Annotated in this window: 19 protein-coding genes and 3 pseudogenes; 13 read left to right on the plus strand and 9 right to left on the minus strand. The window is 59.8% G+C overall.

Annotated elements, in window-relative coordinates; translation table 11 throughout:
- Nucleotides 1-32 precede the first annotated feature (32 nt).
- The 3 genes and pseudogenes from HJB83_RS34820 to HJB83_RS31820 all read left to right on the plus strand — a co-directional run.
- Nucleotides 33-395: pseudogene (locus tag HJB83_RS34820) on the plus strand (KUP/HAK/KT family potassium transporter); the annotation flags it as partial.
- 12 nt (nucleotides 396-407) lie between these two features.
- Complete coding sequence (locus HJB83_RS31815) at nucleotides 408-1,343, plus strand: cupin domain-containing protein (protein ID WP_409079489.1); 936 nt, start codon at nucleotides 408-410, stop codon at nucleotides 1,341-1,343.
- A gap of 57 nt (nucleotides 1,344-1,400) precedes the next feature.
- On the plus strand, nucleotides 1,401-2,609 hold the full coding sequence (locus tag HJB83_RS31820) for an MFS transporter (RefSeq protein ID WP_221159774.1): 1,209 nt from the start codon (nucleotides 1,401-1,403) through the stop codon (nucleotides 2,607-2,609).
- Nucleotides 2,610-3,700: 1,091 nt separating this feature from the next.
- On the opposite strand, the gene HJB83_RS31825 is transcribed toward HJB83_RS31820, so the two are convergent.
- From HJB83_RS31825 to HJB83_RS31840, 4 genes are all read right to left on the minus strand, one after another.
- Entirely contained in the window at nucleotides 3,701-4,207 is a 507-nt protein-coding gene (locus HJB83_RS31825; RefSeq protein ID WP_221159775.1) for an SRPBCC domain-containing protein, read from the minus strand.
- A 78-nt stretch (nucleotides 4,208-4,285) separates the two neighbouring features.
- Nucleotides 4,286-5,080 carry an SDR family NAD(P)-dependent oxidoreductase gene (locus HJB83_RS31830; RefSeq protein WP_221159776.1) on the minus strand — a complete coding sequence of 265 codons (795 nt, stop codon included), beginning with the start codon at nucleotides 5,078-5,080 and terminating at the stop codon, nucleotides 4,286-4,288.
- 72 nt (nucleotides 5,081-5,152) lie between these two features.
- Nucleotides 5,153-5,644, minus strand: coding sequence for an SRPBCC family protein (locus tag HJB83_RS31835; protein ID WP_221159777.1), 492 nt, complete (start codon nucleotides 5,642-5,644; stop codon nucleotides 5,153-5,155).
- Between the two features lie 3 nt (nucleotides 5,645-5,647).
- The gene (locus HJB83_RS31840) at nucleotides 5,648-6,250 is read right to left on the minus strand and encodes an NADPH-dependent F420 reductase (protein WP_221159778.1); all 603 of its coding nucleotides are present in this window, start codon (nucleotides 6,248-6,250) and stop codon (nucleotides 5,648-5,650) included.
- 144 nt (nucleotides 6,251-6,394) lie between these two features.
- Between HJB83_RS31840 and HJB83_RS31845 the strand changes: the two genes are divergently transcribed.
- A complete protein-coding gene (locus tag HJB83_RS31845) occupies nucleotides 6,395-7,372 on the plus strand; it encodes a LysR family transcriptional regulator (protein WP_221159779.1) in 978 nt (325 codons plus the stop codon).
- 84 nt (nucleotides 7,373-7,456) lie between these two features.
- Here the strand turns inward: HJB83_RS31845 and HJB83_RS31850 are convergent, their stop codons facing one another.
- Together HJB83_RS31850 and HJB83_RS31855 are read right to left on the minus strand one after the other, a co-directional pair.
- Complete coding sequence (locus HJB83_RS31850; RefSeq protein ID WP_221159780.1) at nucleotides 7,457-8,608, minus strand: epoxide hydrolase family protein; 1,152 nt, start codon at nucleotides 8,606-8,608, stop codon at nucleotides 7,457-7,459.
- A gap of 23 nt (nucleotides 8,609-8,631) precedes the next feature.
- Nucleotides 8,632-9,216 carry a TetR/AcrR family transcriptional regulator gene (locus HJB83_RS31855; protein WP_221159781.1) on the minus strand — a complete coding sequence of 195 codons (585 nt, stop codon included), beginning with the start codon at nucleotides 9,214-9,216 and terminating at the stop codon, nucleotides 8,632-8,634.
- 252 nt (nucleotides 9,217-9,468) lie between these two features.
- Between HJB83_RS31855 and HJB83_RS31860 the strand changes: the two genes are divergently transcribed.
- From HJB83_RS31860 to HJB83_RS31875, 5 genes and pseudogenes are all read left to right on the plus strand, one after another.
- Nucleotides 9,469-10,035, plus strand: coding sequence for an NAD(P)-binding domain-containing protein (locus tag HJB83_RS31860; protein WP_221159782.1), 567 nt, complete (start codon nucleotides 9,469-9,471; stop codon nucleotides 10,033-10,035).
- A 53-nt stretch (nucleotides 10,036-10,088) separates the two neighbouring features.
- A pseudogene (locus tag HJB83_RS34825) lies at nucleotides 10,089-10,196 on the plus strand (NAD-dependent epimerase/dehydratase family protein); the annotation flags it as partial.
- Between the two features lie 40 nt (nucleotides 10,197-10,236).
- Nucleotides 10,237-11,037: an NAD-dependent epimerase/dehydratase family protein gene (locus HJB83_RS31865; RefSeq protein WP_221159783.1), complete on the plus strand. Its 801-nt coding sequence runs from the start codon at nucleotides 10,237-10,239 to the stop codon at nucleotides 11,035-11,037.
- 11 nt (nucleotides 11,038-11,048) lie between these two features.
- Nucleotides 11,049-11,696 (plus strand): NAD(P)-binding domain-containing protein, encoded by a 648-nt coding sequence (locus tag HJB83_RS31870; RefSeq protein ID WP_311044503.1) that lies wholly within the window; start codon nucleotides 11,049-11,051, stop codon nucleotides 11,694-11,696.
- 150 nt (nucleotides 11,697-11,846) lie between these two features.
- Nucleotides 11,847-12,248, plus strand: coding sequence for a nuclear transport factor 2 family protein (locus HJB83_RS31875; protein ID WP_221159785.1), 402 nt, complete (start codon nucleotides 11,847-11,849; stop codon nucleotides 12,246-12,248).
- A gap of 32 nt (nucleotides 12,249-12,280) precedes the next feature.
- Here HJB83_RS31875 and HJB83_RS31880 read toward each other — a convergent pair whose 3' ends face one another.
- Entirely contained in the window at nucleotides 12,281-13,027 is a 747-nt protein-coding gene (locus HJB83_RS31880; protein WP_259671467.1) for a LysR family transcriptional regulator, read from the minus strand.
- Nucleotides 13,028-13,186: 159 nt separating this feature from the next.
- On the opposite strand from HJB83_RS31880, the gene HJB83_RS31885 reads away from it, so the two are divergent.
- Together HJB83_RS31885 and HJB83_RS31890 are read left to right on the plus strand one after the other, a co-directional pair.
- Complete coding sequence (locus HJB83_RS31885) at nucleotides 13,187-13,453, plus strand: hypothetical protein (RefSeq protein WP_221159787.1); 267 nt, start codon at nucleotides 13,187-13,189, stop codon at nucleotides 13,451-13,453.
- A 637-nt stretch (nucleotides 13,454-14,090) separates the two neighbouring features.
- On the plus strand, nucleotides 14,091-14,357 hold the full coding sequence (locus HJB83_RS31890) for a DUF982 domain-containing protein (protein ID WP_221159788.1): 267 nt from the start codon (nucleotides 14,091-14,093) through the stop codon (nucleotides 14,355-14,357).
- A 275-nt stretch (nucleotides 14,358-14,632) separates the two neighbouring features.
- On the opposite strand, the gene HJB83_RS31895 is transcribed toward HJB83_RS31890, so the two are convergent.
- The gene (locus tag HJB83_RS31895; RefSeq protein WP_003577126.1) at nucleotides 14,633-14,827 is read right to left on the minus strand and encodes a hypothetical protein; all 195 of its coding nucleotides are present in this window, start codon (nucleotides 14,825-14,827) and stop codon (nucleotides 14,633-14,635) included.
- Nucleotides 14,828-15,322: 495 nt separating this feature from the next.
- On the opposite strand from HJB83_RS31895, the pseudogene HJB83_RS31900 reads away from it, so the two are divergent.
- Both HJB83_RS31900 and HJB83_RS31905 read left to right on the plus strand, forming a co-directional pair.
- A pseudogene (locus HJB83_RS31900) lies at nucleotides 15,323-15,600 on the plus strand (SDR family NAD(P)-dependent oxidoreductase); the annotation flags it as partial.
- A gap of 172 nt (nucleotides 15,601-15,772) precedes the next feature.
- Nucleotides 15,773-15,910, plus strand: coding sequence for a hypothetical protein (locus HJB83_RS31905; protein WP_221159789.1), 138 nt, complete (start codon nucleotides 15,773-15,775; stop codon nucleotides 15,908-15,910).
- A 1,015-nt stretch (nucleotides 15,911-16,925) separates the two neighbouring features.
- Here the strand turns inward: HJB83_RS31905 and HJB83_RS31910 are convergent.
- Complete coding sequence (locus HJB83_RS31910) at nucleotides 16,926-18,002, minus strand: acyltransferase (RefSeq protein WP_221159790.1); 1,077 nt, start codon at nucleotides 18,000-18,002, stop codon at nucleotides 16,926-16,928.
- Nucleotides 18,003-18,022: the final 20 nt, after the last annotated feature.

The raw sequence follows: 18,022 nt of genomic DNA on the forward strand, positions 1-18,022 counted from the left end.
CCGCCGCCTACGGCATCGCCGTGACTGGAGAGATGTTGATCACTTCGGTGCTTCTCTTCGTCGTCATGCTACGCGTTTGGAACTGGAAACCGGTAAGCGCCGCGGCGGCCGTGGCGCCGCTCTTCCTCATCGACGCCGGCTTCTTCGCCGCCAACGTCGCCAAGTTTCCCGACGGCGGCTGGGTGCCGGTCGCGGTCGCCTGCACGATGGGTCTCATCATGCAGACCTGGATGTCCGGTCGTCGCTTGCTCGCAGCCCGCACGAAGATGGACGAAATTCCGCTGGCAGCGATCATCAACAAGCTTGCGCAAAAGAAACCGCCGACGGTTCCGGGCACGGCGATCTTCCTCACCAGCGACGTCGAAGGGGCACCGACTGCGCTTCTGCATAGCCTTAAGCATTACAAGGTGCTTCACGAGCAGAACGTCATACTGAGCGTCGTGACCGCGAATGGACGCTGCGAACTCAGACATCCCTGGAGCATCGCCTTTCCGCAACAACCGCTGCTTCGCTTTCACTTTGTCAGCCAGGGTCCATGCTGGATCCATACCGAAGCCGAAGGCTGGCAGGAGTTGAATGATGGCGATCTGGTGCTGCTGCCGCAAGGCATCGCGCATCGATTGGCCAGCGCGCCAGACGTTGAGGGCGACTCGCTTGAAAGCTGTCAGATAACGAAGTTGGGGAGCAACGTCTGCGAAGTGGTGCGGGAAGGAACGGGTGCGCCCAGCACCCTCTTCTGCGGCTCCATGGCCTTGGGCGCCCACGCACTGAACCCCTTGATCGCGCTCATGCCACCCATCATCAAGGGCTGCGATGTGGCCGGCAATGACCCGATCGTCGGCCCGCTGCTGGCGGCGATGTCGGCAGAGGCGACGCAGCCGCAAATGGGGAGCGCGACCGTCCTGTCGCGCATGGCGGACTTGCTGGCAGCCCGGCTTATCCGCTGCTGGGTCAACTGCAGCGGAGGCTCGACCACCGGTTGGCTCGCCGCCATCCGCGATCCCCACATCGGTCGTGTCTTGGCGGCCATGCACCGAGACCCGGGCCAAAACTGGACCCTCGAAAGCCTCGCCGGCGTGGCAGGCCAGTCGCGCTCGATCTTCGCCGAGCGCTTCAGCGCTATTTTAGGGGAAGGCGCGGCACATTATCTCGCCCGTCTGCGTATGCAGCTTGCCCGCGAGTTGTTGGGGCAAAGCGGCATGTCGGTTGCCGAAGTTGCTTCCCGGTTAGGCTATGAGTCTGAGGCATCCTTCGCACGCGCTTTCAAGCGCGTCACGCGCGTCTCGCCAGGCATTGTGCGTCGCACAAATTCCGGACGAACAGACATGAATTTCGGATTTTAAGACACATATCGTCCCAAAAAGATCGTCTATGAAATCTCCAACATAGGAGATGTTTCGATGACGGACACAACATCACAGATCGAGAGTGCAACAATTGAGCTCGAGACCACCGAGCAATCCGCATGGCCCGCGGCGACCTGGTTTGCCGTTCTTTCGATGGCGGCCACCAGCTTTGCGCTCGTATCGGCTGAGTTCTTGCCGGCGGGCCTTCTGACTCCAATGGCGCGCGATCTCGGCATCACTGAGGGAACAGCCGGACAGGTCGTCACCGCTACCGCTTCCGTCGGGGCCGTGACGGCCCTGTTGAGCAATGTTCTCATCGGCAAACTGAACCGAAAGGCGGTGCTGGTTGGTCTCAGTGCGTTGGCGATCGGCTCCAATATCCTTGCAGCGTTGGCATCCGATTTTTGGGTGTTGTTGTTGGGCCGGGCCGGGCTGGGCATCGCGCTTAGCGGTTTCTGGGCGCTTTCGGTCGCCGTCGTGGCGAGGCTGGTCGGCGCCAATGCGACAGGTCGGGGCATGGCGATCGTCACCCTCGGCGTCTCGCTCGCCACCATAGCGGCACCATCGATGGGCGCTTTGATCAGCGACTGGTTGGGATGGCGCAGCGCCATGGCGATGACCGCCGGGCTTGCCGCGATCGCCATGCTGCTGCAGGTGCTCAGCCTGCCAACACTGCCTGCAAGCACAAGCAACAGTCTCGCCGACGTTTTCCGGCTGACACGGCGGCGCGGCATCCAACTTGGAATGCTTGCCATCCTTTTGCTGATGACAGGGCATTTCGCCGGCTCGGTTTATGTGCGTCCCTTCCTCGAGCAAGTGACCCTTCTTGACACCAGATCGATCGCCCTGGCGCTGCTTGGGTTTGGCATCGCCTCTGTGATGGGCAACGTTGCCGGTGGCCGAATGGCCGACGCCAGTATCGGCCTAGCACTCGCTGTCACCGCCGCGCTCATGGCGTTTGCGGCGCTCGTTCTGGTGCTTGGAGGCGCCCATACTGGCATCGCGTTTACGCTCGTTGCACTTTGGGGCTTCGCCTTTGGCATGGCGCCAGTGGTTTTGCCGACCAATCTTTCGCGCGGGGCGCCGGACGCGCTGGAGGCGGCAGGCAGCCTGATGGTCGTCTCTTTTCAGGTGGCCATCAGTATCGGCGCGGTTTCCGGCGGCTATATCGTCGACCACTATGGCGCTGTCGGGCCCTTGACCCTTACCGCTGTCCTCGCTGCGTCGACGGTCGCCTTGGCGCTGCTGCAGCCTCGCAGCTGATCTTTGCTTCCGAAGATGCTGGGGGACTTCTGTGATCTGTCAATCAGCGCTCCGCGGCAACTGGGCGCCGAATGTCCGATCCTTGGAGGCCCGACAAAAAGTGACGGGATCGCCTACGTTGGCCGCCGGTTTGCGGCTGACGAGCTTCGGGCGGCGTTCGAAAATCAGTGAGATGAAACGCGGTCTCGGCGTGATTGCGGACTTGATCCGCCTTGATGGCATTTAGACCCGCGATACACCATCATTCGGAATCTGGGGCAGTTGATGGGATCAGAACAGTCGACAACTTAACCATGTTTAGCTAAGCCGCTGGTTTGTTTGAAACTCTTTTGGCATACGCCGCTATTATGGACTAACCGACGGTGCGGGCCTCTGCAACACGGATGGCACCGCGAAAATGTCCAAAGCACCGAACCGTTCAAAATCCCTGAGCCAACGCATAATGGGGCCGTTGCATAACCTCCGTCGATGCCACGTGGGATCTTGGGACAGGGACGATGTAAACGGTACGCATTTGCCGGACTTAGTCGGCCCGAGCAGAGTTGTTGCTACCTTCATGGGCGACATCAAGCCTGTTGAGTAGGTGTTCAAATGCGGAGCCGGTCTCCGAAGGAACAGCGAATGCTGGAATCGACTCCAGGTGCCTCGCCACGGCCCTCTTTGTCTCCTTCGGAAGGTACAGCAGCGCCGGTTTTTTATCTTGTTGCGAGGTCATCCCGGTCAAACGGCAAGCGGCCATGATTGTTCCCCCTCGCCTGGCCAATTAGTATTATTATTTGCGACGTGACTGGCAGTGGAGAGTGCGACGAGCTGTGCCGTTGTCCGAGGCCCAAATCCATTAATGATCCATTCAGTGATCCCGGTCGGAGCTATTCCTTAGGAGGGCGCGGACTCTCGGGAGTGTCGTTTCCGATGCAACGGCTCGCCCTCCCTCTGTTCTGGCTGGACCGGACCAGTGCGATTGGCACCCGAGAGGCGAAGGGTACGATGCAAAACGACCGACGTCTCCCTTATGTCCCTGCCCATTCACCGAGCGTGGCCACCACGCTGCCGTCGGGCGGCGGCAACGCCGTCTACGGCGCCGGAGCCTCCTAGCCTTCGTGACGCCGCGCCGAAGCTTCGCGCCTAACGGCGACGTCCGCTAGGTCGCAAAGCAGCTTCTCGTGCGTTCGCCAAAAGATGTCAGGTGCCTCCTTTGCAAGTTCGATCCAAAGCGGCCCCTGCATGGTTTCTTCGGTCCAGAGATGGCATCCTCCCTCGGTCGGCGCGATGATCCACGCGTGGTGGGCTCTGGAGGACGGCGATGCCTTTGGACCGCCAGCCCACGCGATGCGTACCATCGGCTCGAACTCGACGACCGATGCCGCGACGTCCTGGCCCGCTAGATTGGTCTCGAAGCGGCTGCCAAGCTGCAGGGTCGCGTGTCCGTCGAGGAGGTCGACGTGAGAGACTCCCGGATAGTAGGTCGGCCAGGATAGCGGATCGGTCAGCAGAGACCAGATTGTGGCGGGCGACACTGCCACCTCAATCTCGTTGGTGAAGTGGATCGGAGAGCGGCTGGGGGCCATATCCGCCGGCCAGTTGATGACCTCGAACATTCCATATCCTCAGGTTTTGAGCATTCATGCTCCTGTGGGCCGTATGGTCATGGCCGATAGGAGGGCTCACAGGTTGAATCAGACGATCGACCGAACCACGCCGCCGTCGACGCGCAGCGATGCGCCGCTTGTTCCGGAAGCCTGTTCCGAACAGACGTAGACGACCATGTTCGCGACTTCTTCGGTCGTGGTGAACCTGTTGATGAGAGTCGTGGGCCGCATCGTCTTCAGGAAATTCTGCTCGGCCTCGTCCTGCGTGATCCCTTGCTCGCTCGCCGTCGCGGCCATCCAGTTGCCCAGGATCTCGGAGCGGGTCGGACCAGGCAGGACCGAGTTGACGGTCACTCCGGTTCCACCGACGAGTTCGGCGAGGCCTCGAGACACGGAGAGCTGAGCCGTCTTCGTCATCCCGTAGTCGATCATCTCCTTCGGGATGTTGAGGGCGGATTCGCTGCTGATGAACACCACGCGGCCCCAGCCGCGTTCGACCATCCCTGGCATGTAGTGACGGGCGGCTCGGACGCCGCTCATCACGTTGAGCTGGAACAGGTCAAGCCATTCGGCATCCGACTGGTCGAAGAAGCCGTTGATGTGAGCGGTGCCGAGATTGTTCACGAGGATGTCGGCGTCTGCGATCCGGCCCGCCAGAATGGTCGATCCTTCGGACGTCGACAGGTCGGCGGCGACGCCTGTGAATTCTGCTTCCGGGAGACGGAGCCGGAGCTCCTTCAGCGCAGCGGTGACGCGTTCTTCTCCACGACCGTTGATCACGACCGACGCGCCTGCCCGTGCAAGTCCTTCCGCGATCGCGAATCCTATCCCAGCGGTGGACCCGGTGACGATGGCCCTGCGGCCTTTCAGTTCTATCTTCATGATGTCATTTCCTTTCAGATTGATCCGGATGTGATCGCGATGGACCTATCCCGTATGTTTCCTGGATTGATATCAGGCGATGGCCGCTTGCGCGGCGCCGGCCAGACGTTCGACCCAGTCCTGGTGGTAGCGGTAGAGACCGCCCGGGTGGCGACGCCCGAGCATGTCGAGGAACCACTCGCCCTGCTGGGTCTCTTCGGTCAGGACGTGGCAGCCGTCCTGCGTAGGCGTGATGACCCAGCCATGGTAGGCGGTGGACCCTGTCGTGTCGCTATCGACGGTGGTCGCCCAGGCGAGCCTCCGGTTTTCAACGCACTCCGTCACGATTAGGCTCATCGGGTGGCCGACGGTCACGCGGCTGTAGCGGGTACCCATTGCCAGACCCTGCTCTCCAGAGAGGATTTCGACCTGATCTTCGGCGGGGAAGTAACGATACCAATTCCTGGCGTCGATCAGCAGCTTCCACACTACCTCGGCAGGTGCCTTCACGTCGATGTCGTTGAGCGCGTAGATTGCTGAGATCTTCGGATCATAGCGTTCCGGCCAGATGACGTGATCGTACACGGCTCAGCCCTCCGCCTTGAAGAGGTCCTGGAAGATGAGCGGGGCCCAGCTCCTGTCCTGCGCCTGAACGAGTCGTCCGCCTTCCGCAATCCTTCCGAGGTTCACAGGAGCGAAGCCGAGCCTGCTCACGATGTCGGAAACTGCCGAAACCGCCTGGTCGTCGTCGCCCGACAGAAAGATGACTCGGCGGCCCAGGGCCGTCCGCGGATCCTGTCCGAGAAGATGGGCGGGCAAATGATTGAACGCTTTGACAAGACGCGCACCAGGCATCGACTTCGCCACCACGGCAGACGAAGGCTCGTTGCCGAGGTCGGACAGCGGCACGCCGTATGCATTGGTGACATCGATGACGATCTTGCCTTCCCAGTCCGCAGCGGCCTTGGCGACGTCGACGTGCGCGCGGAAGGGGACGGCGAGTATCACGACGTCGGCGGCCAATGCTTCCTTGAGACCAAGCGGAAGAACCGCAACACCCAATCCAGCGAGTGCCGCCGCCGCCTCATCCCGTCCCCGGGAGTTTGCGACGCCGACGGTAACGCCGTTTCGGTCGAACTGGCTCGCGACAGCTCTGCCGACACTGCCACTTCCAATAATCGCGTAGGTCATAATTTTCTCCTGGACGAATTCGTTTTGAGATGCCGGGAGAAGTTCCGACAACGTTCAGTCCTCATAACATAGGGCTTGGCGCTACATCTGATAAGTTGATATATTGCGATGGAATATATCTGTTTTTGAGATGGAGCGTTCGTAATGATCGAAGGTGTTTCGCTGGACCAGTTGCGGTCGTTCATCGCCGCAGTGGATGAGGGCAGTTTTTCTGCCGCGGCCAGAAAGCTCAACCGCGCCCAGTCTGCTGTCAGCGGATGGGTCGGTGCGCTGGAGGATCAGATCGGCGTCGCACTTTTCGATCGATCAGGGCGATACCCGGCTCTCACACCGCAGGGCGTGCTGCTGCTCGCCGACGCCCGAAACATCGTCGCCGGGGTGGACACGCTGAAGGCGAGGGCACGGTCGATGACCTCGGGCGTCGAAACGGAGCTTTCAGTGGTCATCGACGTCTTCTTTCCGACCTCGGTCGTCAGCGCGGTCGCAAAGGAGTTCGCGAACCAGTTCCCACTGACGCCGTTGCGGCTGTTCGTCGAAGGTCTGGGTGCGGCCTATCAGCCAGTTCTGGACGGCCGCTGCAGCCTCGGCATTCTGCCGCCGCTGCCTCAGCCGTTTCCGTCCCTCGTCAGCGAGCGTCTGGGTGAACTGCCGCTGATCGCGGTGGCCTCGCCGCAGCATCCCCTTGCTCTGTTTCAAGGCCGTATTCCCCGCCAGGAACTGACGAACCATATCCAGCTCGTCCTGACGGATCGGTCCGACCTCACATCGGGACGAGACTTCGCGGTCGCATCGCCTGCGACCTGGCGGCTGGCGGACCTGTCCACCAAGCACGCCTTCCTCAAGGACGGCGTCGGATGGGGCGGCATGCCGCTGCACATGATCGAAAGAGATCTTTCGGCAGGTAACCTTTCCGTCCTCGATGTCGACGACATGCCACCCTCAGGCTACATGCTGACGATGTCGGCGTTCCACCAGCCTGCACAGCCTCCCGGACCGGCTGGCAAATGGTTCGTCGACCGGGTGAAGGCGCTATGGCACGGTGCAGACATCATAGGATCAGGAAGGTCTGGCCGAGTGAAGCAGTCTTTGAATGCGCCGCGCCTGAGCAGACCTGAGGCCTGAGCATTTGATGCGCACTCCTGTCGGATCACGGTGCCTCCGGTAGCATCGCATGCTGGAAACACGCTTTGATGACCTTCCAGTTCGTCACGGGCCACGCCAAGGCCGGAACGACGCTCTTATATCTTCGGCGAGCGCCTGCGGTTGCTCCAGGGCGGCAAAATGCCCGCCCCGCGGCATTTCCGTCCATCGCTCCACCTTGAGAGCGCGCTCGATCCAAGATCGGGGAGGAATGGGCAGTTCCTTTGGAAAATGCGCGATCGCGAAGGGCACGTCGCACGGGATTAGCCCTTCCAGTGCGAGAGGCGAGTCCCGGTTCTCCTTGTAGAGGCGCAAAGACGCGTCGATGCTGTTGCCGAACCAGTAGAGGCAGATGTTCGTCAGCAGCCGATCAAATGAAACCAGCTCTTCGAGGATTCCGTCGTTATCCGTCCAGCTTTCGAATTTCTCCAGGATCCACGCGGCGAGTCCGATCGGGCTATCCGAAAGTGCGTAGGACAGCGTCTGTGGCTTTGTTGCCTGAAGAAGCGAGTATCCACCCTCTTCAGCGGCGAAGGCGGCAGCCCGTTCGTGGAACTCTGCCTCTTCGAGGTTCAAGGGGCAAGTCCCGGGGCCTAGTGGCGGACGGAATCCGGCCGACACGTAGTTCAGGTGAACACCCCCGACATTTCGAGGATGGAGCACGCCAAGCCATGTCGAGACGCCTGCGCCAATGTCGCCGCCTTGTGCAAAGTAGCGCTCGTAGCCCAGCGTCTGCATGAGATCGTGCCAGAGTTCGGCGATGCGGCGGCTGTTCGTCCCAGGACTTTCCGGGGCGGAAGAAAACCCGAACCCGGGAAGCGAAGGAACCACGACGTCAAATGCGTCGCTAGGATCACCACCATGGCTCGCCGGGTCGGTCAGGTGTTCAACAAGCGTCTCGAATTCGAGGAACGAACCTGGCCAGCCATGTGTCAGAACAAGCGGAACAGGGGCAGGGCCGACACCGAACTTGTGAAGGAAGTGAACGGAATAGCCCTGGATGTCGGCCTTGAAATGGGGCAACTGATTGAGACGCGCTTCCTGCAAACGCCAGTCAAACTCCTCACGCCAGTAGTCCAGCAGCCTTCGCATGAACGGCAGGCCTATACCGTCCTCAGAACCGACCTGAAAGATAGTGCCTGGAATTCTGGAATGCTGGAGCCGACGCTTGAGGTCTTCAACTTGTTCTTCAGGTATCTCGATCTTGAAAGGGCACACGGTTCATCTCCGGTGATGCGGGTCTACTGCGATCGTACGCCGTTCGAGATTTGGAAATTCACCCGGCTCGCGAAGACAGTGCTCGTGATGAGGTGAACGAGATGATCCGCCCTCGGCGCGAACGATGGCTGGTCGACCGCCCAGCCCAAAGCCGTCATCAGGGCGAATAGGTCGTCCCCGTTCATGTCCGGGCGTGCCGTGCCTTCAGCCTGGGCATTCGACAGCAGTCGCGCGCTCGTGGAATGTACCGCCGCGCATGATGCGTAAAGCGCTGAGGCCGGGTCCGTGTGGGCTGCTGCCATCATGGTCACGACCCCCCTATAGCTCTGGGCGAATTCGACCCATTCCCGAATCCATGTCCTGAGAGCTTCGTCGGCGGGATGCGACGATTCCAGCTCGACCGCTTTCTGGGTGAGAGAGTCCAGGTTCGTACTCAGCAAGGCTTCGAACAGGCTTTCCCGTGTCGGGAAATGACGGAGCAGAGTGGCCAATCCAACCTCTGATCGACGGGCGATATCACGCATCGACGCGTCGGAGCCTTCCTCGATGAGCACCTGGCGCGCGACCTCGAGAATGCGGCTGTAATTCTTTTTTGCATCTGCTCGCATAGTTCACCTTGCTAAATGGATCGGTGAGCCGTATATGTGGATCACCGATCCGAATACATGGATCGCTGATCCATTAGATACATCGCCTTCGAGACAATGGCAACCCCACGACGCGTGCGACGCGCAACCAAATCGTGGGAGGTGCAAGGAACACGGACATGGGAATAATCAGCATCATAGGCGCGGGCGGCATGGCCGCATCGATAGGAGGCCTTGCTGCCAGGGCGGGACACTCGGTCGAAGTGACCAGCCGTGACTCCGCCAAGGCGCGCGCTTGCTCTTGAGATCGGCGCGGGTGCGACGGCAGTAGAGAGCGGCGCGGGTGCGACGGCAGTAGAGTTCGGCGAAGCCCCATCCGGGGATTTCGTCATCCTTGCGGTTCCCTACTCGGCAGTGCTCGATGTGGTGAAGCAGTACGGCGAAAAGCTGGCGGGCAAGACACTCATCGACATCACCAACCCCATCAAGTCCGATCTTTCTGGCTTTCTCATCCCTGCGGACAGTTTCGGAGCGGGCGAGATCGCCAAGGTCGCCCCCTCAGACGCAGCTATCATCAAGGCCTTCAACACCCAGAACTCCAGCGTCCTTGCAGTCGGCCCGGCGCGGGGCCATCCACTGGACGTGTTCATCGCAGGGGACGACGCGCAAGCGAAGGCAAGCGTTTCGGCCTTCATCGAGAGCCTCGGACTGCGCCCGATGGACACCGGGCCGCTGACCATGGCCAGGACGCTGGAGCATGCCTGCATGCTGTGGCTGGGCCTCATGGCTCACTCCGTCAAACACGGCAACTTCTCACTCGGTGTCAGCCTTCCACGTTGAGCGCGCCGACACCCACAACCCCTCGGACCACATCACTCGAAAGGAACAGTACCATGCACGTATTCGTCACTGGCGGGACCGGCCATTCCGGTCCGTACATTATCTCAGACCTCATTGCCGCCGGACACGAAGTCACCGGACTGGCCCGCTCGGACGCAGCCGCTTCATCGATTTCCGCGCTCGGCGCGAAGGTCCGTCGCGGTGATATTTCCGACCTCGACGGTCTCAACGGCCGCCGCGGAGGCCGACGGGGTTATCCACGTAGCGCACAGGCAAGACCTGCTGCCTTCCGGCGGGCTCGACGCCGTGGCAGCCGCAGAGGTCTCGATCATGCTCGCTTACGGTGAGGCCATGGAGGGGACGGGAAAGCCGCTGGTCGTCTCGGGAAGCATCGGCTCGCCCGGTTGGGAGGGCCTGGGCAGGCCAGCCACTGAGGCCGATCCCGCTATTCCAGGAGGCGATGCCCATAAAGGGACCTTGCGGGTTCGAAACATCGTGGAGACGACCGTGATCGGCCTCGCGGAGCGGGGAGTACGGTCGTCGGTCGTACGGATTCCACCTGTGATGCACAGCACGACTGACAATGCGGGCTTCATTCCGCTGCTGATCGGTCTCGCCAAGGAAAAGGGTGTCATCGGCTATCCCGGCGATGGCGGCAATCGCTGGCCCGCCGTCCACGCACGGGACCTCGCCTCCCTGTTCCGTCTGGCCCTGGAGAAGGGTGAAGCCGGAAAGGCCTGGCACGGAATCGAGAGTGAGGGCATCCGCTTCCGCGAGATCGCAGAAGCCATCGGCAGCCGTCTGGGCTTCACCGCGGTGAGCATTCCCGCAGATGTGTTGATGCTGCCGGGTTTCTTCGGGTTCCTTGAGAACCTGGTGACGCTGGACGTTCCAGCATCGAACGCCATCACGAGTCAGGCTTTGGGTTGGAAACTCACTCAACCCGGTCTGCTCGAAGACTTGGGTAACGGCCACTACTTCCCGGCGAATGACTCCGCATAGACATCACGGACATAACTCAACGATTTAGGAGACTACCCATGAGCACTATCAGTATCATCGGCTCTGGAACCATGGCCGCCGCGATTGGTGACCGTATTGCCAAGGCAGGACACGTTGTCGAGGTTATCAGCCGTGACCCGGCCAAAGCGAAGGCGCTTGCCGACCGCCTGGCAGCCGGAGCGACCACAGGGAGCTACGGATCCGCTCCTGCGGGGGACATCGTCATACTCGCCGTGCCGTACAGCGGGGCGGCGTCGGCGGTGGCCGATTTCGGAGAGACACTCACTGGCAAGGTGATCATCGACGTCGCTAATCCCGTCAACTCCGATCTATCGGGCCTCGTAACTCCACATGGCAGTTCGGGCGCAGAGGAGACCGCCAAAAGCCTGCCAGCCGATGCACATCTCGTGAAGGCGTTCAACACGATCTTCGGTCACGTCCTTGCGAAGGACGCGCGTATCGATGCCTTCTTTGCGGCCGACGATCCGCAGGTCAAAGCGCGGGTGTCAACTTTCATCGAGAGCATCGGGTTGCGGCCATTCGATGTCGGCGGACTGAAGATGGCCCAGACACTCGAGGCACTCGGCCTGATGATGATCGGCCTGGCCAAGAACGGTGCCGGCACCTGGGACTTCGCCATGAGCGTCGATATCCGCTGAACCGCCGACCCCGCCGTCAGGTCACGCAGTTTGAGACCTTGCGGCGGGCTGACGGTTACCGCGCAGCTTCCCTGACGCAGCAGCAATCCGACTTGAGCGTGAGTGGCCGCCAGTCTCCACGCGTCCTTAACACCAGAACGGAGGAAACCAATGAGCATTCAAGACAACGTCCAGATTGTGAAGGACTTCTTTGCCGCAATGGGCAATGGCGATCAGCGAAGGCTGCTGGCGCTGTCTGCCGAAGACATCGAGTGGATCATTCCAGGCAAGGACTGGCCGCTGGCCGGAACGCACCGCGGGCATCCTGGATTGCTACACCTGCTTCAGACGGCTTCCGCGGAGATGGAAACTTCGTTCCCGGAGCCACCGGAATTCTTAGCGCACGGGGAGCGGGTCATGGTGATTGGTTCCGCTACGGGAACAGTCAAAGCCACGAACAGGACCTTTGAGGACGCCTTCGTCTTTGCCATTACCCTTCGGGAGGGCAAACTGACCAAAATCCGGGAATATGTCGACACCCAGGAGCTGGCGCGCGCCTCTGCCCGTTCGTGACCGGCTCACGCGTTGGCCAAAACCGACAGGTGCTATTCGCCCGAGATCGGCAGCCCCGCGAGATGCGGCGCGTGCGCAGCGAGCCTTCGAGATACGAAATCCGTGAAAAGCCGCACGCGCTTGGTCTTGCGAGCTTCTCCCTGAGTGAGAAGCCAGACCGTTCCATACAGGTGCAGATCGGTGTCCGGCACCCTTGCCAGGAGGGGATCAGCGTCTCCTACGAAACAGGGCAGCGCCGTGATGCCGATCCCGGCCCGCACCGCCGCGACCTGCGCCTCGAAGTTCGTGGTTCTGAACGGAGTGCCCGTCGTCATGGCCTGTCCCTCGCTGGTCCATGCTGGTACGCCATGGCCGCTGATGGCGATCCACCTGGGTTCTGCGCCGTCCGTTCGCCATGCAGCCAGTCGGTCGAAGGATATGTAGAAGCCTCCGAACAGCTCCGCTCCCTTCAGGCCATGGAGATTGAGGGGGTTGCGGTCGTAGACGACGCGGATCGCCACGTCGGCCTCCCGGTTGGTCAGGTTCGCCAGCTCACCCGACGACGAGACGTCCATCTCGATGTCGGGATGAAGACGGGCGAACTCGGCGAAGTCCGGCATGAGCAGGTATCCTGAAAGGGGCGAGGGAAGCGTCACCCGCAAAAGCCCGCGCACGCTCTGATCGCGTCCGAGAACGCGCGTTTCGAGCTGGTGTGACGAAGCCTCCATCTCCTCGGCGAATTCCCGCACCTCCTCCCCGGCAACCGTTATCCGGTAGCCTGAAGGCAGCTTCTCGAACATCTGCGTGCCGAGACGCTGCTGCACCCAAACCAAGTTCTTCCGCCGACCCTGATCGAGAGTGGTTTTCCCCGGGGAACAAGGATTTCTTAAACGGGTTTTCCTAGCACTGACACGGTCAGTTCGAGGTGAAATGACCGAGTTTCCGTTAGAGGCTCGCTCATGGTCGAGGACAGAATTATCATCCGAAAGCGCAAATGGCTGGCTACGGTGCGGGGTATTGTCACGCACAGCGTCGGCGGCCCTGAAATAGAGCATGCTCCATGTGATATGCTGCTTGGCAACGCCATTCTTCATGTCGCCAGGTTGGATCAGTCTGTTTGCAGCACGGCGGCTGCGACAGTCACACTGGACGGCATTGAGCTTGATTGCGAAGATTGCAGGCAGCTTGCCCTAAAATACGGAGACAGTCTCAAAGTTCGTGAGTAACGATATCCTACTGCGCTATCGTCGCCAAACAAACGACCGCTTGTGGTCTGGTAGGGTCTGATTAGCGCTGTTGCCTGCTCCACGAGGTCCTCGTTATGCATGTGAGCAGGCTAGCGTCGAGACCCATGTGGCCACTGTCCTCAGGGTTGAAGGGGGGTATGTTTCTGCCCATGGCCATGGGGCCTCGCGAACTCCAGCCTAAGACTTCGGAGGATTTCCTCCCGGAGTGGCCCTGGGAGTGCAAGTCTACGACCCGAGCGACGAAGCCCTGATGATCTGGAGAAATCTTCAGCTCATTGCATGCATCGACGATGATCGCCTGGAGGAATTCGAGGTCATCAAGATCAATCGCCAAATCCGAAAGCAGGCCCAATTCATACCCCCGCAGACAGAGGTAGAGAGCGTCATCGTCTCCCAAGCTGGTCCCAGAGACCAACCGATCCATCATAGCGCGAACACGTCCGCAATCCACCGAAATTCCGATCGTCTCGAACGATAAGAATTCAGCGCCGCCTCCTTTCCAGCGGCATCCCTTCACGGCCGGTCACGCCGGGTAACCAATCGTCAACTACGAATTTGGAATACAAGCGTATATTACGCCTCTGGGATTGCGATCCCGGCCCTGAGGTCGACGAGAATGGACTGGGACGCAACGGTTGCTTTCACACCCGTTGGGCTGGCTCTGCGCGGTCAGCCAGCTCACAGGATCGTCCGCACCCTCGGCGACGCCGCATATATGCTGCTCAAGGACTGGCCTTCCGATGACGGTGAAGAATATGTGACCGCGGTGAAGGCTTGCGTCGATGCGATCAGCGGTCAGATCGCTCCGGAGCAATTTTGGGACGCATTTCTACGTGCGGCCGATGAAGCCGGCATCGCTGCTCTTACTCTCGTTCAGCGATGACAACGAGTGAAAGCAAGCGGGTGGGCTGCGAGTCGAGTCATGCATGCCGTGATTACGCGGAGCAGGCCGGTAACGAGATTTGGCTCGGAGGCACTGTCTTGACATGTATCGCAGGGACTTTGACCCTCACCGATACGGCAAGCGGAATTAAAGGCATGAAACACTCCCAGGCGAGCTTGATCGAAGCGTCCAGGGAACCCTCCTCACCCCAATTTGAACCGCAAAGCGGGGCAACCCGCTGAAATGGAGTCGAACGGTACCTGCTTTCGGCGGCATCAGTGCGAGGTGATCGCACGACCGCTGGACGCGAGATGCTCTGTGATGGCGCGCCGGATTTCGGTAACCGTGTCGAAGAGCCTGTTGTCCAAGTCGATGACATTGAAGCGGACAGCGATGAATTTGAGGCGGTTTTCGACAGGGACCGCGATCCCGACTTCCTGACCATTGAATACGACAGCTTGCTTTTGCATAACAAACCTTCGGGCGCGGCACACGGGAGCACCATCTTAGAAAAGTGGAACAAAGGGTTTACGAGGCGTCAGGTTGCCGTCGTAGGTCGGTATCGGATCGAGACGAGATCACGCACTCGCTGCACCGTTGCGAAGAAACGAACTCGGACAAACAACGTCATCATCCTCTCTCAAGCGAGGTCAAACGACCGCCGAGTATCATCAGCGAGGGCCGGTTATTTCGGAACTCTTCTGTAAAAAGGTAGTCGAGAAATTTCGAGCAAGCAACTGATTTTTGTGATTATTTAGCGTATTGAATCGTATGACAATTACCGCAGCTGCGAAGTAACAAATGATGTACGTTCGTCCGATCCCTTATCGAACGCCCTTCGAAGCTTTACGCACACGAACCGCGCAAGACATAACCACTGAGCGAGCGCCTTCCGAGCGCCGAAGCGTCGCGATACCCCTACACAGTCCTACTTTCCTGTATCGCAACCTCGACAGGAGCAAAACATGCAGATCGATCTCACAGGCAAGACCGCCCTGATTACCGGGTCCACCGAAGGCATCGGCTATGCAATCGCCAGCCAGCTCGCAACAGCTGGCGCGGATGTAGTGATCAACGGTCGCTCGGAAGAGAAAACCGCGAAGGCTGCTGCACGCATGAAGGACGAAGGGCCAAGTGCAGCGCCGGTGCCGTCGCGGGATGTGATGCTCTCATAGGCAGGCTTCCCCACGTACACATCCTGATCAACAACGCCGGCATCTTCCAGCGGATCGATTTCTTCGAGGCTTCAGCCCGGTCAGCCAGTCATTCCAACATGGGGTGAAGGACGAGGAGACCTTGGTGCGGTTGCAAATCTGAGCGACAAACTTCCTCAGACGCGGGACTTTTAATAATATCAGCGCGTTCGACGCGCGAGGACGAGCTAGGTGATGTTGCTCCGGAGGAGCATACCGCGCATGCTGGCCGAAGACGAATTCGCCGTTCTTTTCACCGAGCGGATTTGGGAACTCGCCGCCGAGAAGGGCTTGCCGTTCGGCAGGGAACCGACGGAATGCGCGCAGCGTTGCGCGGGCTTACTGGCTGTCCCCACATAAAGAAGGCTTGAGCCCACAAGCGTGTGTCGACGACGACGCCTCCTATTGGCCTGAATCCCATCAGCGTCCATCATAGGCGCCGTTTGCTTGACATGCCTACCATATCCAGATGCGGCACGTAGTCTGTCCGAAAGCGTACAGGAACCAGACAGATTTTCTATCGTTAGTTCGTGGGACCGCGCGATAGAGGCCTGCGCTCGCAAGCCTCTCAACATTGTCCGCCCCTCGCGCGGTCTCGTCTTTTTCCTCTTTCCTCAATTGCCCGGTTTCGGAGGGGTTGCCTGCTGGACAGGTCACTCGCGAGATCATCGATACCAGAAACGGATCCTGGCGCTTCATAAGCCAATCTCAAAGCTAAAGCCGAAGGTCCTCATCACCCGCACTTGGCCCACCCTTTGCAACCCCGATCAGCGTCGGGCGGGATTAGTCGGGGGTGGGCCGCACAGGGTACTCATGTGCATGGCTGTCGGTTGGTCCACAATCCCGGCACGACCCGCCATCCTTACGATCCGAGCGGCCCCTTGTTCCCGGAGGCCAACTTATTGATCAAAGAAAACCGGCAAACTGCTGCGGCGGCCCAGTGCGCCACTGAACTTTGAGGATGCGAGCTTAGGACTCTCACGTGGATACCGAACGTTCCTGCTTCTGTGATCAGACAAGCAAAATGCCCCGCGGAGTTTTGCGGGGCATTTTGCATCAGGGGTTTTCGCGACCGAGGGGACGCGATATGCAAAAAGAATGACATAGTTCTGAAGCTAGTCAATTAACTTTAAGTTACTGATCTAATTGCCGAACCCGTTCGGCGTTGGATCAATCTGATCAATGACCCCAGGTCCAGGGTTTCTGACGGTTTTTACGCGCCGCGCAATCGGCCACATCGCCATCACCTGTGCATTGAAAGGCTTCATCAAGTCCCGTGGATCTCGATCTGGGACAGCCACCGCTGGTAATCCTCGGCACGCGATCTCTGCGTTGGAATGAAATCAAGGCCCTCGCTGCGATGTGTGGGTCGAAGTCAGCTTTTCTCACTGACGGGCTGTCGCTGGAGGAGCGCGATCCGCTTCAACCGCAGCGCACGCTTTTCCAGGAGATGCCACGAAAGCCAGCCAAGCAACCACGCAGTCGGCAGGGAAAGCGCAAAGACCGCCCACCACGTGCTGTACTGGCCGAGGGCGTGGTTCATCATCTGCTCCACTGGCCAGCCATAGAGATAAGTTCCGTAGGAGGCGTCGCCCAATCGTTCGAGAGTCGGCAGGCGTATCACCGGCGAGGTCGCGATGTAGACAAGCGGATAGGCGAACAACATGCGGCCGTAAAGATAGCCGGGCCAGAAGACGAGGCAGAGCATACCGAGCGCCACGAAGATCAATGCCAGGACAATATTGGGCTGCCGCTTTTCCATCGCGAACCAGAGAAGCGAACCGCAGAAGAAGTAGGGAGCGATAAAAGTGAAATCCGTCAGGAACCGTATGTTTGGCCACGGATGATCGAAGAAAAGCTCCCAAGTCACGCCCACGGCGAGGGCAAGTGCCATGATCGGGGCTCGCAGAAGCCCGATTACCATTAATCCGGCGACGATGAGGTAGCAGAAGATTTCCTGCCCGATCGTCCAAAGAGAGCCGTTGACGGAGGTGGCAAGCCAAGAGATGGCGGGGTCATAAAACTGCACATGCGGCAGGGTCATGCCAAAGTTCGGGTTGAGCAACGAATGAAGGGTCGTCTTCATATGAAGCGACTTGAGCAAGTAACCACTGACGCCCAACGGGCTGAACAAGGCACCCAAGACATAGACGCTGAGCAGCGTACAGACGATAAACGCCGGGTATATTCTCAGCGCCCGCCGCCAGAGAAAACCACCCGCGCTGCCGAACTGGGCGCTCTGCGTGACGAGGAAGCCGCTGCTGATGAAAAAAACATAGACGCCGAAGAGGCCGAGGATATTACCCTCTCCGAGCAAACGCTCAAAGGGCTCGTTCGCCGAGGTCTTCTCCGAGATAAGGAAGGCATGCGAGAAGATCACCGTGGAGGCTGCCACGAGCCTGATCATGTTGAAGTTCGGGTAAAATGCCTTCTTGATCTCGCTCCCATGCATGCGAACCTCCCGCGCCTCTA

The sequence above is a fragment of the Rhizobium sp. NZLR11 genome (assembly GCF_019685115.1).
In the GTDB taxonomy this organism is placed as follows: domain Bacteria; phylum Pseudomonadota; class Alphaproteobacteria; order Rhizobiales; family Rhizobiaceae; genus Rhizobium.